Annotated in this window: 11 protein-coding genes; 5 read left to right on the plus strand and 6 right to left on the minus strand. The window is 67.6% G+C overall.

Annotated elements, in window-relative coordinates:
• Positions 1 to 66: 66 nt before the first annotated feature.
• Positions 67 to 2133, plus strand: coding sequence for a TonB-dependent receptor family protein (locus tag H165_RS0112160; RefSeq protein ID WP_017939207.1), 2067 nt, complete (start codon positions 67 to 69; stop codon positions 2131 to 2133).
• A gap of 176 nt (positions 2134 to 2309) precedes the next feature.
• Here the strand turns inward: H165_RS0112160 and H165_RS0112165 are convergent, their stop codons facing one another.
• Genes H165_RS0112165 through H165_RS0112175 form a run of 3 tightly spaced genes read right to left on the minus strand, consistent with a single transcriptional unit; the run spans position 2310 to position 5480 of the window.
• Complete coding sequence (locus tag H165_RS0112165) at positions 2310 to 3554, minus strand: lipoprotein-releasing ABC transporter permease subunit (RefSeq protein ID WP_017939208.1); 1245 nt, start codon at positions 3552 to 3554, stop codon at positions 2310 to 2312.
• A complete protein-coding gene (lolD, locus tag H165_RS0112170; RefSeq protein WP_017939209.1) occupies positions 3554 to 4237 on the minus strand; it encodes a lipoprotein-releasing ABC transporter ATP-binding protein LolD in 684 nt (227 codons plus the stop codon). Before lolD ends, H165_RS0112165 begins: the two co-directional genes overlap by 1 nt.
• Entirely contained in the window at positions 4230 to 5480 is a 1251-nt protein-coding gene (locus H165_RS0112175; protein ID WP_017939210.1) for a lipoprotein-releasing ABC transporter permease subunit, read from the minus strand. The genes lolD and H165_RS0112175 overlap by 8 nt, the downstream gene beginning before the upstream one ends.
• 99 nt (positions 5481 to 5579) lie before the next feature.
• Here H165_RS0112175 and H165_RS0112180 point away from each other — a divergent pair, with 99 nt between their 5' ends.
• The 3 genes from H165_RS0112180 to H165_RS0112190 are packed head-to-tail and all read left to right on the plus strand — an operon-like array spanning position 5580 to position 7195.
• On the plus strand, positions 5580 to 6152 hold the full coding sequence (locus H165_RS0112180; RefSeq protein ID WP_017939211.1) for a PilZ domain-containing protein: 573 nt from the start codon (positions 5580 to 5582) through the stop codon (positions 6150 to 6152).
• A gap of 21 nt (positions 6153 to 6173) precedes the next feature.
• Complete coding sequence (locus tag H165_RS0112185; protein WP_026146588.1) at positions 6174 to 6479, plus strand: phosphodiesterase; 306 nt, start codon at positions 6174 to 6176, stop codon at positions 6477 to 6479.
• The gene (locus tag H165_RS0112190; protein WP_017939213.1) at positions 6476 to 7195 is read left to right on the plus strand and encodes a glycerophosphodiester phosphodiesterase; all 720 of its coding nucleotides are present in this window, start codon (positions 6476 to 6478) and stop codon (positions 7193 to 7195) included. The genes H165_RS0112185 and H165_RS0112190 overlap by 4 nt, the downstream gene beginning before the upstream one ends.
• Positions 7196 to 7331: 136 nt before the next feature.
• On the opposite strand, the gene sthA is transcribed toward H165_RS0112190, so the two are convergent.
• The 3 genes from sthA to H165_RS0112205 all read right to left on the minus strand — a co-directional run bounded on the left by sthA (position 7332) and on the right by H165_RS0112205 (position 11447).
• A complete protein-coding gene (gene sthA, locus H165_RS0112195) occupies positions 7332 to 8726 on the minus strand; it encodes a Si-specific NAD(P)(+) transhydrogenase (protein ID WP_017939214.1) in 1395 nt (464 codons plus the stop codon).
• A gap of 191 nt (positions 8727 to 8917) precedes the next feature.
• Positions 8918 to 9925 carry an FAD:protein FMN transferase gene (locus H165_RS0112200; RefSeq protein WP_017939215.1) on the minus strand — a complete coding sequence of 336 codons (1008 nt, stop codon included), beginning with the start codon at positions 9923 to 9925 and terminating at the stop codon, positions 8918 to 8920.
• A gap of 61 nt (positions 9926 to 9986) precedes the next feature.
• Entirely contained in the window at positions 9987 to 11447 is a 1461-nt protein-coding gene (locus H165_RS0112205; protein ID WP_017939216.1) for a glyceraldehyde-3-phosphate dehydrogenase, read from the minus strand.
• Positions 11448 to 11585: 138 nt separating this feature from the next.
• Here H165_RS0112205 and mfd point away from each other — a divergent pair, with 138 nt between their 5' ends.
• Entirely contained in the window at positions 11586 to 15026 is a 3441-nt protein-coding gene (gene mfd, locus H165_RS0112210; RefSeq protein ID WP_026146589.1) for a transcription-repair coupling factor, read from the plus strand.
• Positions 15027 to 15036: the final 10 nt, after the last annotated feature.

The following is a 15036-nucleotide window of genomic DNA, read 5'->3' on the forward strand; positions in this document are numbered from 1 at the left end:
GACCCATTTCCGCCGCCTCGTCCTTCGGTATCGAATGTCTCCACCGAATCGACAACGAAGCGAGCCATGTCCAGACGTCTGCCCCTGCTTCCCGCCCTACTCTGCGTGCCCTTCGCCGCCGCGGAGACCGACCTTTCCCTCGATCCCTTGGTAATCAGCGGCTCGCGCAGCGAGGCCGCGGGCTTCGACCTGCCGTTCTCGGTGGACAGCCTGGAGCGCCGGCAGATCAGCGAGGGCCAACCCGGCATCAACGCCTCGGAAGTGCTGCAGCGGGTTCCCGGCCTGGTGGTGCAGAACCGCCAGAACTACGCCCAAGACCTGCAGATTTCCTCGCGCGGCTTTGGCAGCCGGGCCACCTTCGGAGTGCGCGGCATCAAGCTGATCGCCGACGGCATCCCGGCCAGCACCCCGGACGGCCAGGGCCAGGCGGCCACCTTCGACCTGGACACCGCCGAACGCATCGAGGTGCTGCGCGGGCCCATGGCCACCCTCTACGGCAGTAACTCGGGCGGGGTGATCCAGCTCTTCTCCCGGGACGGCGAAGGCCCGCTGCAGCTCTCCGGCGGCAGCGCCTTCGGCAGCGACGGCCTGCGCAAGGAGCGCCTGAGCGCCGAGGGCGGCAACGGGCAGGCCGGCTTCATCCTCGACCGTTCGCGGCTGGACACCGACGGCTACCGCGACCACAGCGCCGCCTGGCGCGAGCAAAACTTCGCCAAGCTGCACATCGATCCCGACGAGGACAGCCGTCTGGCGCTGATCTACAGCGACCTCAACCAGCAGAGCGACGACCCCCTGGGGCTCACCTGGGATGCCTACCGCCGTGACCCGCGCTCGGTGGCGGCGGTCGCCGAGCAGTTCGACACCCGCAAGAGCATCGACCACCGCCAGCTGGGCCTCAACTACGAACGCTACTTCGGCGCGGCGCGCCTGCAGGCCAGCCTCTACGGCGGCACCCGGCGGGTGGTGCAGTACCAGTCGATTCCCCGCGGCCCGCAGGCGGCGTCCAGCCATGCCGGCGGGGTGATCGACTTCGAGCGCGAATTCCACGGCGGCAGCCTGCGCTGGCTGCAACCGGTGACGGCGCTGCCCGGCGACTTCGAGTGGATCCTCGGCGTCGACTACGACTTCAGCGAGGACGACCGCCAAGGCTACGAGAACTTCGCCGGCGCCCGCCAGGGCATCAAGGGCCGCCTGCGCCGCGACGAGATCGACACGGTCACCAGCCTCGACCCCTACCTGCAGGCCAACTGGCGCCTCGGCGACTGGACCCTGCAGGCCGGCCTGCGCCACAACCAGATGAAAGCCGAGGTGGACGACAAGTTCCTCGCCAACGGCGACGACAGCGGCAGCCGCACCTACCGCAAGACCACCCCGGCCCTCGGCGTGATGTATGCCTTCACCCCCGATTTGCACGGTTATCTGAGCGCCGGCAAGGGCTTCGAGACGCCGACCATGAGCGAGCTGGCCTACTCGCCCGGCGGCGGCTTCAACCTGGAGCTGGATGCCTCCAGCAGCACCCAGTACGAAGCCGGCCTCAAGGCACGGCTCGGCGAAGGCACCCGGCTCAACGCCGCGCTGTTCCAGATCCGCACCGAGGACGAGCTGGTCGTGGCCGCCGCCTCCGGAGGCCGCACCACCTACCAGAACGCTGCGCGCACCCTACGCCAGGGCTTCGAGCTGGCCATCGACAGCCAGTGGAGCGAGCAGTGGAGCACCACCCTGGCCTACACCCGGCTATCCGCCACCTACGATGACGATTTCACCAGCAACGGCCGCACCATCGCCAAGGGCCGGCACCTGCCCGGAGTACCCGGCACCACCCTGTACGGCGAGCTGGCCTGGCGCCCGCGCGAGGGCATCAGCAGCGCCATCGAGGGGCTGTACCGCAGCAAGGTCTACGTCGAGGACAGCAACCAGGAGCGCCCGGCCCCCGGCTACGCGGTGTTCAACTGGCGTACCCGCCTAGAGCAGCAACTGGGCCCCTGGACCTTCGGCCAGACCCTGCGCATCGACAACCTGTTCGACCGCGAGTACATCGGCTCGGTCATCGTCGCCGACGGCAACGGCCGCTATTACGAGCCGGCGCCAGGGCGCAACTGGTACGCGGGGCTGGATCTGGCCTACTGCTTCTGAACGGCGGCCTCGAACGGTAAAAGGGCGCCCCAGGGCGCCTTTTTACTGCGCACGCCCCTCCCAGCCAGAGCATGGCAGGAGCGTGCAGGGATCATCGCGGCAGAGAAAACTCCGGCAAGGCCAAGCGCCACACAGGCCATAGCCGGGACATGCCGGTATGGCGCGCCCCGCCAGGCTCACTCGTAGCGCAGGGCCTCGGCCGGCTGCACCTGTGCCGCGCGCCAGGATGGATAGAGGGTGGCCAGGAAGCTCAGGGTCAGGGCCGCCAGGCAGATCAGCAGCACGTCCAGGGCCTGCAGGTCGGACGGCAGGTTGCTGACGAAGTAGACGTCCGAGCTGAAGATCTGCCGGCCGCTCAGGCGCTCCAGCCAGCCAACCAGCTCGCTGACGTTGAGCGCGGCGATCACCCCGAGCAGCGCGCCGACGCTGGTGCCGATCACCCCGATGATCGAGCCCTGGACCATGAAGGTGGCCATCACATGCCCCGGGGTGGCGCCCAGAGTACGCAGGATGGCAATGTCGGCACGCTTGTCGGAAACCACCATGATCAGCGTGGCGATGATGTTGAAGGCCGCCACCGCGACGATCAGCAGCAGCAACAGGCCGATCATGGTCTTCTCCATCTTCATCGCGCTGAACAAGCTGCCCTGGGTCTGGGTCCAGTCGCTGGCCTTGTAGCCCTCGCCGAGCTGCGCGGCGACGGTCCTAGCCACCTCGGGGGCCTGGTAGAGGTCCTTGACCGCCAGGCGCACGCCCTGCACCTGGCCGGACGCCAGGCGCTGGATGCTGGCCGCGTCGGCGACGTGAATCAGCGCCAGGTTGCCGTCCAGCTCGGCCCCCACCTTGAACACCGCGACCACGCTCAGGCGCTGCATGCGCGGGGTGATGCCGCCGGGCACCGAGCTGGGCTCGGGGACGATCAGGGTCAGCTTGTCGCCGACGTTGACCCGGAAGCGTCGCGCGCTGATCTCGCCGAGCACCACGCCGAACTCGCCGGGCTTCAGGTCCTCCAGACGGCCCTGGACGATGTGCCGGCCGATGCTCGACACCCTCTCCTCCTCGGCCGGGTCTATGCCGTTGACCTGCACCGACTGCATGGCGCCACGGTAGGAGAGCATGCCGTCCAGCTCGGCGAAAGGCGCCGCGCCCAGCACCTGCGGGTGGCGCTCGGCCAGCGCGGCCACCGCCCGCCAGTCGTCCAGACCCTTGCCGTGACCGAGGGTGACGTGCGGCACGGTGCCGAGGATCCGCGAGCTCATTTCCTTCTGGAAGCCGTTCATCACCGAAAGCACCACGATCATCGCCAGCACGCCCAGGGCCAGGCCGATCATCGAGGTCAGCGAGATGAACGAGATGTAGTGGTTGCGACGCTTGGCCCGCGTGTAGCGGCTGCCGATGAACAGGGGGATGGGCCGGAACATCAGGCGGCCACCAGCTTGCCGTCCTCCAGGCGGAGGATGCGATCCATCTGCCGGGCCAGCTCGGGGTCGTGGGTGACCACCAGGAAGGCGGTATCCGAAGCGCTACTCAGCTCGCGCATCAGCTCCTGGATACCCTGCGCGGTGTGGTGGTCGAGGTTGCCGGTGGGCTCGTCGAGCAGCACCAGCCCGGGGCGGTTGACCAGTGCCCGGGCGATGGCCACGCGCTGGCGCTCGCCACCGGACAGCTCGGCCGGCTTGTGGTCCAGGCGGTGCTTGAGGCCGACCCGTTCGAGCAGTGCGGTGGCCCGCTGGCGCGCCTCGGGGATCGGCGTCCTGCCGATCAGCAGCGGCATGCAGACGTTCTCCAGGGCGGTGAACTCCGGCAGCAGGTGGTGGAACTGGTAAACGAAGCCGAGCTTCTCGTTGCGCAGCAGGCCGCGGGCCTTCTCGCTGAGCGCCGAGAGCTCCTGACCGGCCAGCCAGACGCTGCCGTGGGTCGGTGTGTCGAGGCCGCCGAGCATATTCAGCAATGTGCTCTTGCCCGAGCCGGAGCTGCCGACGATGGCCACCCGCTCGCCGGCATGCAGCTCCAGGTCGAGACCAGCCAGCACGGTCACCGATTGCGGGCCCTCGTCGTAGCTCTTGCCCAGGTTGCGGCAGCTGAGGACGACTTGCTTACTCATAACGTAACGCCTCCGCGGGCTGGGTACGCGCGGCACGCCAGGCCGGATAGAGAGTGGCGAGGAAACTGAGGATCAGTGCCGCAGCGCAGACCAGGATCACGTCCTCGCTCTGCACCTGCGACGGCAGGTAGTCGATGAAGTAGACGTCGGCATTCAGGAACTGGATGCCCAGCAGGCGCTCCAAGCCGGCGATCCAGTCGCTGACGTTGAGCGCGGCGAGAATGCCCAGCGCGCCGCCGAGCAGGGTGCCGACCACGCCGATCACCGTGCCCTGGACCATGAAGATGCGCATGATCTGCCCGGGCGTGGCGCCCAGGGTGCGCAGGATGGCGATGTCGCCCTTCTTGTCGGTGACCACCATGACCAGGGTGGAGATGATGTTGAAAGCCGCCACCGCGACGATCAGCAGCAGCAGTAGGCCGATCATGGTCTTCTCCATGCGGATCGCCTGGTACAGGTTGCCGTGCGAGCGAGTCCAGTCGCGGGCGTAGAAGTCCTGGCCACCCAGACGCTGGGCCAGCTCCCAGGCGATGCGCGGGGCTTGGAACAGGTCGTCGAACTTCAGGCGCAGACCCTGCACCTGCCCGGGCTGCCAGCGCTGCAGGCGTGCCACGTCGTGGAGGTTGGCCAGCGCCACGTGACCATCGATCTCGCCTGCGCCGACGTGGAAGATCCCCGCCACGGTGAAACGCTTCAGGCGCGGGAAGATGCCCGCCGGAGTCACCGAGGCCTCGGGGGCGACGAAGGTAACCTTGTCGCCGACGCCGACCCCCAGCCTGGCCGCCGCGCGGTCGCCGAGGAGGATACGGAAGCCCCCCTCCTCCAGCGCCTCCAGGCCGCCCTCGCGGAAAAAGTCGCCGATGATCGACACCTTGGGCTCTTCCGCCGGGTCGACGGCGTTGATCAGCACCTTCTGCACCTGACCCTCGTTGGTCAGCAGGCCCTGGATCTGCGTGAAGGGCGCCACCGCCACCACCTGCGGCTGGCGGCGCACCTGGTCCGCCAACGCACGCCAGTCGCCGATGGGCGTGGGCGATTCCACGGTGGCGTGTGGCACCATGCCCAGCACCCGGGCGCGCATCTCGCGGTCGAAGCCGTTCATCACCGAGAGCACCAGGATCATCACCAGCACGCCGAGGGCGAGGCCGATCATCGAGGTCAGGGAAATGAACGAAACGAAGTGACTGCGGCGCTTGGCGCGCGTGTAGCGGGCGCCGATGAAGACGGACAGAGGTCTGAACATTGGGGAATTCGATTCGCCGGCGGAAAGAGGGAACGTCCTTGTGGCGGGGCCTGACGGCCGGCCCTAAACTCTGACCACCAACGCAGTCATGGGTTCGCCATGTCGATTGAAGACGTAGATGATCGCCGCGAATACTACCGCATCGAGGATAGGATCGCACTGCAATTCCGCGTGCTGGAGGAGGACGCGGCCAGGACCGGCGCAGCCCCGGACGGAGATGCGGCGCTGTTCGCGCTGCTCAGCGAACTGCATGCCCTGGACTACGAGTCCCAGCACCTGCTGCGGCATATCGGCGAGCGCGATCGCAAGCTGGCCGGCTACCTGAAGATCGTCAACAGGCGCATCGACCTGCTCGGCCAGGCCCTGGCCCAGCGCCTGCTCGGCGAGCTCGGGGAACCGCAGCCGGTGGTGCTCTCCGAAGGCGGGCTGAGCTTCTCCAGCGCGCAGCCGGTTGCCGTCGGCAGCCGCCTGGCCCTCAAGCTGGTGCTGATGCCCCAGGCCCTCGGCCTACAGCTGCGCGCCGTTGTGATCCATTGCCAGCCGCGGGACGACGGCGGCTATACCATCGGCACCGCCTTCGAGCATCTGAGCGACGCGCAGCGCCAGCTACTGGCCCGTCACATCCTGCAGAAACAGGCGCTGGAGCGTCGCCAGGCCCGTCAGCCATCCTGATCTGGAGCTTCGGCCATGCCGCTGTCACGAATCCTGCTTCTGTTCATGCTGCTCGCCCCGACGTCCATCCGGGCGGATACCCTGACCATTCCCGTCGGCCAGCAGGGCCCGGCGAACACTCCCCTGCCGGCCCGCGGCGAAACCCAGCGCGCCGTGCTGGAGCGCTTCGGTCTCGCCGACGAGGAACACGCACCGGTCGGCCAGCCGCCGATCACCCGCTGGGACTATCGGGATTTCAGCGTCTATTTCGAGAGCGGCCGGGTGATCGACAGCGTCATCCACCACCGGCCACGCCATCTTCCCGTACGTTCCGAGGAGTCCCAGTGACACTGATCTACGGCCATCGCGGCGCCAAGGGCGAAGCCCCGGAAAACACCCTGGCCAGTTTCCAGCAGTGCCTAAAGCACGACGTTCGGCGCTGCGAGCTGGACCTGCACCTATCCCGCGACGGCGAGTTGATGGTGATCCACGACCCGACGCTGAAGCGCACCACCGGGCTGCGTGGCAAGGTCGCCGAGCACGCCGCCGCCGACCTGGTGCGCTACGACGCCCGCCAAGGCGGCCCCGGCTGGCCACACCCCTGCCCCATCCCGCGGCTCGCCGAGCTGTTCGAGAAGTGCCCCTTCGAGCACTGGCAGCTGGAAGTGAAGAGCGCCTCGCGGGACCGCGCGGCACGCACCGTGCTGGCGATCCGGGAACTGGTCAGCGAATACGGGCTGGCCGACAGGGTCACCGTCACCTCCAGCTCGCGGGTGGTGCTGCGCGCCCTCGCCGAGCTGACCCCGCAGCTGGCCCGCGGCCTGGTGGCCGAGTACGCCTGGCTGGATCCCATCAAGGTGGCGCAGAACCACGGCTGCCACCTGCTGGCGCTGAACTGGACGCTGTGTACCCCGGAACGCCTGCTCAAGGCGCAGAGGCAGGGCCTGCACGTCTCGGTGTGGACGGTCAACGAACCGGCGCTGATGCGCCGGCTCGCCGACTTCGGGGTGGACAGCCTGATCACCGACTTCCCCGGTCTGGCGGTGCGCACCCTCAGGCAATGAACGGCACCCCGGCCGCCCCTCGCTGCCGAGGGGCGCAGGCCCGCCTGTCAGAAGCTCTCCCGGTTCGGCCAGCGCCAGCTACGGGAGTTGCCGAAGAAGTCCTCTCCGACCGGCTCAGGCCACCGGCCGGAGCCGCTCAAAAAAGCCGGTTGAGCCCGTCGAACGCCGCCACGCGGTACGCCTCGGCCATGGTCGGGTAATTGAAGGTAGTGTTGACGAAGTACTTGAGGGTATTCGCCTCGCCCTTCTGGTTCATGATCGCCTGGCCGATGTGGACGATCTCCGAGGCCTGGTAGCCGAAGCAGTGCACCCCCAGCACTTCCAGGGTCTCGCGGTGGAAGAGGATCTTCAGCATGCCCACCGGCTCGCTGGAGATCTGCGCGCGGGCCATACCCTTGAAGAACGCCTTGCCTACCTCGTAGGGGATCTTCGCGCGGGTCAGCTCCTGCTCGGTCTTACCGATCGAGCTGATCTCCGGAATGGTGTAGATGCCGGTCGGCACGTCATCGATGAAGCGCCAGCTGTCGTGCTCGGCGATGTTGCCGGCAGCCGAGCGGCCCTGATCGTAGGCGGCGCTGGCCAGGCTCGGCCAGCCGATCACGTCGCCGGCGGCGTAGATGTTCGGCACCGAGGTGCGGTAGTGCTGGTCCACCTCGATCTGCCCGCGGCTGTTGACCTCGATGCCGATGTTCTCCAGCCCCAGCTGGTCGGTGTTGCCGGTACGCCCGTTGCACCACAGCAGGGCATCGGCCTTGATCTTCTTGCCGGACTTCAGGTGCAGGATCACCCCGTTGTCGAGCCCCTCGATGCGCTCGTACTCCTCGTTGTGGCGGATCAGCACGTTCTGGTTGCGCAGGTGGTAGCTAAGCGCGTCGGAGATCTCACTGTCGAGGAAGCTGAGCAACTGGTCGCGGTTGTTGATCAGGTCCACCAGCACGCCCAGGCCGCTGAAGATCGAGGCGTATTCGCTGCCGATCACCCCGGCGCCGTAGATGATCAACCGGCGCGGCGTGTGGGTCAGGCTGAGGATGGTGTCGCTGTCGTAGACGCGCGGGTGGTTGAAGTCCACGTCGGCCGGGCGGTAGGGGCGCGAGCCGGTGGCGATGATCACCTGCTTGGCCACCAGCTTCTCCACCGCGCCGTTGTTGCAGACCACCTCGATGGTGTGTTCGTCAGCGAAGCTGGCGGTACCGAAGAACACGTCGATGCGGTTATGGGCATAGTAGCCGGTGCGCGAGGCGACCTGCTTGGCGATCACCTTCTCGGCGCTCTTCAGAACGTCGGGGAAGGAGAACCAGCGCGGCTCGCCGATCTGGCGGAACAGCGGGTTGGTGTTGTACTGCATGATCTGCCGCACCGAGTGACGCAGCGCCTTGGACGGAATGGTGCCGAGGTGCGTGCAGTTGCCACCGACCTCGCGACGCTTGTCCACCACGGCCACCTTCAGGCCGCTCTTGGAGGCGTTCATCGCCGCGCCTTCCCCGGCCGGTCCCGAGCCGAGCACCACCACATCGTAATTGTAGACAGCCATGCTTACTCCTTCAGAACGGGCCACGGGCTCTGCCATGGCATTGCCGCGGCTCCCGCCACGGCCAGTGATTTCGTTGCGCCTACCCGGCTCATCCAGCCAGCTTAGCCGGGGCACCAAGCGCTGCACATTAGCGCTTGGTCGTGGGGTAGGCGAGTTTTCTTGCCACTACAAGGCGTCGCCAGTGGCAGCGCTTAAGGGACGGCTCCCGCCTCCAGACGCTGGAAAGCCTCACTCGCCTCCGTGACGAAACCGTCCGCCCCCCGCCGCACGAACAGCGCGGCGATCCCCTGCTCCTCCGCGAAGGCCAGACCGCGTTGCGGCCCCAGCACCATCAGCAGGGTGGACAGGCCGTCGGCGACCAGCGCCGAGCGGTCCACCACGGTCACCGAGGCCAGATCGTGGGCCACGGGCGCGCCGCTGCGTGGGTCCAGGGTGTGGGAATAGCGCCTGCCGTCCACCTCGAAGTAGTTGCGGTAGTCCCCCGAGGTGGACAGTCCGTAGCCGTCCAGGGCCAGCACCCGCTGGGCCACGCGGCGATCGTCGCGTGGCGCCTCGATGGCCACCCGCCAGGGCGAACCATCCGCCTTGCGGCCACGCACCTTGAGCTCGCCGGTGACGTCCAGCAGGTAGCTGTCCACGCCCAGCGCCTCCAGCCGCGCGGCGATGCGCTCCACCGCATGACCGGCAGCGATGCTGTCGAAGTCCAGCTGCAGGGCGGTGGCCTTGCACAGGCGCTCGCCCTCGAGGCGCAGCTGGCGGTAGCCGATCTGCGTCCTGGCCGCAGCGATCTCCTGCGCCGACGGAACCCGCTCGCCCCGCGACTGCGGGCCGAAGCCCCACAGCTCGCGCAGCGGCTCGACGGTGAGGTCGAAAGCGCCCTCGCTGCGTTCGGCCAGTTCGGCGCCGAAGCGCACCAGCGCCCGCACCGTCGCCGGTGCCGCGGCACAGGCCCCGGCCGGCAGTTGATTGAAGCGCGACACCCAGGAGTCGCTGCGCCAGGTGGAGAACTGCGCGTCCACCTCGGCAAGGATCGCCTCCACCTCGGCCTTCAGCCGGGCCCGTTCGGGCACGCCGCCGCCGGCGAGGTACTTGAGCGAATAGCGACTCCCCATGGTCGGCCCGCCGAACTCCTCGACCGGCCGGCCGCAGCCGGTCAGCACGAGGCCCAGCATCAGCAGTGCAAGCCAGGCGCGCGACATCTTCACCCTCTTCCACAATGCGAAACGGGAGCCGAAGCTCCCGTTTGCAAGTGCACCGCGATCAGCGCGGGAAGGCAGGCGGGTTGACCCCGGCCATCTCTTCCATCACGCGCACCACCTGGCAGCTGTAGCCGAACTCGTTGTCGTACCAGACGTAGAGCACGACACGGTTGTCGTTGCAGATGGTCGCCTCGGCGTCCACCACGCCGGCGTAGCGGGAGCCAACGAAGTCGGTGGATACCACTTCCTGGGACTGCACGAAGTCGATCTGCTTGTGCAGCTCGGAGTGCATGGCCATCTGGCGCAGGTACTCGTTGATCTCCTCGCGGCTGGTGGCCTTCTCCAGGTTCAGGTTGAGGATGGCCATGGACACGTTCGGAGTGGGCACGCGGATGGCGTTGCCGGTCAGCTTGCCCTTGAGCTCCGGCAGGGCCTTGGCCACGGCCTTGGCGGCACCGGTCTCGGTCAGCACCATGTTCAGCGGAGCGCTGCGGCCACGGCGGCTGCCCTTGTGGAAGTTGTCGATCAGGTTCTGGTCGTTGGTGTAGGAGTGAACGGTCTCGACGTGGCCGTTCTGGATGCCGAAGCGATCGTTGACCGCCTTGAGCACCGGCACGATGGCGTTGGTGGTGCAGGACGCGGCGGAGATGATCTTGTCGTCCGGGGTGATGTCGCCGTGGTTGATACCGTGGACGATGTTCTTCAGCTCGCCCTTGCCCGGCGCGGTGAGGATCACACGGGCGATGCCCGGGCACTTCAGGTGCTGACCGAGCCCCTCGGCGTCACGCCACTTGCCGGTATTGTCGACCAGCAGGGCGTTCTTGATGCCGTACTGGGTGTAATCGACGGAAGCCGGGTCGTTGGAGTAGATCACCTGGATCAGGTTGCCGTTGGCGATGATGGCGTTGTTTTCCTCGTCCACGGTGATGGTGCCTTCGAACGGGCCGTGCACCGAGTCACGGCGCAGCAGGCTGGCACGCTTGGAGAGGTCGTTCTCGGCGCCCTTGCGGACCACGATGGCACGCAGACGCAGGCCGTCACCGCCGCCGGTCTTCTCGATCAGGATACGCGCCAGCAGGCGACCGATGCGCCCGAAACCGTAGAGCACTACGTCGGTGCCTTCGCGTTTGACGCCGTTCTGCTTGCCGGTGACCTCGGCCAGCTCGTCCTTGACGAACTGCTCCAGGCTGCGGCCGTTGCCCTGGGCGTGGAACTTGGCAACCATCTTGCCCAAGTCGACGGAGGCGGCGCCCAGCTTGAGCTCGCTCATGGTCTTGAGAATGGCGTAGGAGTCGTGGACAGAGAGCTCGTCGCCCAGACGGTGGCGGGCGAAGCGGTGGGCTTTGAGGATGGCGATCACCGAGCGGTTGATCAGGCCACGGCCGTAGATCGAGGTCACCACGTTGTTGTTGCGGTAGAGCTGGCCAATCAACGGAATCATCGCTTCCGCGAGGGCTTCACGATCGATCCACTCACCGAGACACTGGTCGGGCTTCTGGGTCACGGGCAGTACCTTCCACATGTAGGAGCTGAAAAAAGGGGCTACATTATGCCGACGCGCCAATACGGCGGCAATCGCCACCAGCATCGAGACTGACAGCAGCTCCCCCGGATAGTTACAATCCGCCGGTCCTTTTTTCCGACCAGAGCCACGTCTGCCGTGCCCGTACTGCGTCTCCCCCCCTTGCCGGCCGGCGCCGGCAAGCAACACTGGGGCAATCTGCCCGGTGCCGCCCAGTCCCTGGCCATCGCCGAGGCCGCCAGCGCCGCCCGGCGCTTCACCCTGCTGCTCACCGCAGACAGCCAAAGCGCTGAGCGCCTGGAGCAGGAGCTACGCTTCTTCGCCCCGGAACTGCCGGTGCTGCACTTCCCGGACTGGGAAACCCTGCCCTACGACCTGTTCTCGCCGCACCAGGACATCATCTCCCAGCGCGTCGCCACCCTCTATCAGCTGCCACAGCTGAGCCACGGCGTGCTGGTGGTGCCGATCAGCACCGCCCTGCACCGCCTGGCGCCGACCCGCTTCCTGCTCGGCTCCAGCCTGGTCCTGGACGTCGGCCAGAAGCTCGACGTGGAGGAGATGCGCCTGCGCCTGGAGGCCGCCGGCTACCGCTGCGTGGAGACCGTCTACGAACACGGCGAGTTCGCCGTGCGCGGCGCGCTGATCGACCTCTTCCCGATGGGCAGCGACACGCCCTTCCGCATCGACCTGTTCGACGACGAGATCGAGAGCCTGCGCACCTTCGACCCGGAGACCCAGCGCTCCGTCGACAAGGTGGAGTCCATCCGCCTGCTGCCGGCTCGGGAGTTCCCCCTGGACAAGAAGGCGGTCAGCGACTTCCGCGGCCGCTTCCGCGAGCGTTTCGACGTCGACTTCCGCCGCTGCCCCATCTACCAGGATCTTTCCAGCGGCATCACCCCGGCCGGCATCGAGTACTACCTGCCGCTGTTCTTCGAGGAAACCGCCACCCTGTTCGACTACCTGCCGGCCGACACCCAGGTGTTCTCCCTGCCGGGCATCGAACAGGCCGCCGAGAACTTCTGGAGCGACGCCCGGCAGCGCTACGAGGACCGCCGCGTGGACCCCGAGCGGCCGCTGCTGCCGCCGATGGAGATCTTCCTGCCGGTGGAGGACTGCTTCGCCCGGCTGAAGAACTGGCCGCGGGTGGTTGTCACCCAGGAGGACCTCGAGAGCGGCGTCGGCCGCGAACGCTTCTCCGCCCGTCCGCTGCCCGACCTGGCGATCCAGGCCAAGGCCAGCGAGCCGCTCGCCGCGCTGCGCCGCTTCCTCGAGGAATACTCCGGCCGCGTGCTGTTCAGCGCCGAGTCCGCCGGACGCCGCGAGGTGCTCCTGGAGCTGCTCGCGCGCCTCAAGCTGAAGCCGAAGGAAGTCTCCGGTTGGCCGGAATTCGTCGCCGGCAGCGAGCGGCTGGCGATCTGCATCGCCCCACTGGACGAGGGCCTGCTGTTCGACGAGCTGGCGCTGATCGCGGAAAGCCCGCTGTTCGGCCAGCGCGTCATGCAGCGCCGACGCCGCGAGAAGGGCCGCGACGCTGGGGAGAACGTCATCCGCAACCTCGCCGAGCTGCGCGAGGGCGCGCCGGTGGTGCACATCGACCACGGCGTCGGCCGCTACCTGGGCCTGGTGACCATGGAGTTCGACGGCCAGGCCGCCGAATTCCTCGCCCTGCAGTACGCCGACGACGCCAAGCTCTACGTGCCGGTCTCCAGCCTGCACCTGATCGCCCGCTACACCGGCAGTGACGACGCCTTGGCGCCGCTGCACCGGCTCGGCTCGGAGCAGTGGCAGAAGGCCAAACGCAAGGCCGCCGAGCAGGTCCGCGACGTGGCCGCTGAGCTGCTCGACATCTACGCCCGGCGCGCCGCCCGGCAGGGCTTCGCCTTCACCGACCCGAAGGCCGACTACGAAACCTTCGCCGCCGGCTTCCCGTTCGAGGAGACGCCGGACCAGCAGGCAGCCATCGACGCGGTACGCGCCGACATGCTCTCTGGCAAGCCGATGGACCGTCTGGTCTGCGGCGACGTCGGCTTCGGCAAGACCGAGGTGGCGATGCGCGCCGCCTTCATCGCCGTGCACAGCGGCAAGCAGGTGGCGGTGCTGGTGCCCACTACCCTGCTCGCCCAGCAGCACTACAACAGCTTCCGCGACCGCTTCGCCGACTGGCCGGTGAAGGTGGAAGTGATGAGCCGCTTCAAGACCGCCAAGGAGGTGGACGAAGCCATCAGCCGCCTCGCCTCCGGTGACATCGACATCGTCATCGGCACTCACAAGCTGCTCCAGGACGAGGTGCGCTTCAAGAACCTCGGCCTGGTGATCATCGACGAGGAACACCGCTTCGGGGTGCGCCAGAAGGAGCAGCTCAAGGCCCTGCGCAGCGAGGTGGACATCCTCACCCTGACCGCCACGCCCATCCCGCGCACCCTGAACATGGCGGTCTCCGGCATGCGCGACTTGTCGATCATCGCCACCCCGCCGGCGCGCCGCCTGTCGGTGCGCACCTTCGTGATGGAGGCCAACAAGCCGACCATCCGCGAGGCGCTGCTGCGCGAGCTGCTGCGCGGCGGTCAGGTCTACTACCTGCACAACGACGTGAAGACCATCGAGAAGTGCGCCGCCGAGCTGGCCGAGCTGGTCCCCGAGGCGCGCATCGGCATCGGCCACGGGCAGATGCGCGAGCGGGACCTCGAGCAGGTGATGAGCGACTTCTACCACAAGCGCTTCAACGTACTGGTGGCCTCCACCATCATCGAGACCGGCATCGACGTGCCGAGCGCCAACACCATCATCATCGAGCGCGCCGACAAGTTCGGCCTGGCCCAGCTGCACCAGCTGCGCGGCCGGGTCGGGCGCAGCCACCACCAGGCCTACGCCTACCTGCTCACCCCGCCGCGCCGGCAGATGACCGAGGACGCCCAGAAGCGCCTGGAAGCCATCGCCAACGCCCAGGACCTCGGCGCCGGCTTCGTGCTGGCCACCCACGACCTGGAGATCCGCGGCGCCGGCGAACTGCTCGGCGAGGGCCAGAGCGGGCAGATCCAGGCAGTGGGCTTCACCCTCTACATGGAAATGCTCGAGCGCGCGGTCAAGGCCATCCAGAAGGGCGAGCAGCCCAACCTGGAGCAGCCTCTGGGCGGCGGCCCGGAAATCAATCTGCGGGTGCCGGCGCTGATCCCCGAAGACTACCTGCCCGACGTGCACGCCCGCCTGATCCTCTACAAGCGCATTGCCAACGCCGCCGACGAGGAGGCCCTGAAGGAGCTGCAGGTGGAAATGATCGACCGCTTCGGCCTGCTCCCCGAGCCGACCCGCAACCTGATGCGCCTCACCCTACTCAAGCTGCAGGCCGACCGACTCGGCATCCGCAAGGTGGACGCCGGCCCGCAGGGCGGCCGCATCGAGTTCGCCCAGGACACCTGCGTCGACCCGCTGACCCTGATCAAGCTGATTCAAAGCGCGCCGAATCGTTACAAGTTCGAGGGCGCCACCCTGTTCAAATTCCAGGTCCCCATGGAGCGTCCGGAGGATCGCTTCAATACACTGGAGGCCCTGTTCGAACGTCTCACCACGCCATCCACCTAGAAGGACCGAT

The organism is Pseudomonas thermotolerans DSM 14292, from assembly GCF_000364625.1.
Classification (GTDB): Bacteria; Pseudomonadota; Gammaproteobacteria; order Pseudomonadales; family Pseudomonadaceae; genus Aquipseudomonas; species Aquipseudomonas thermotolerans.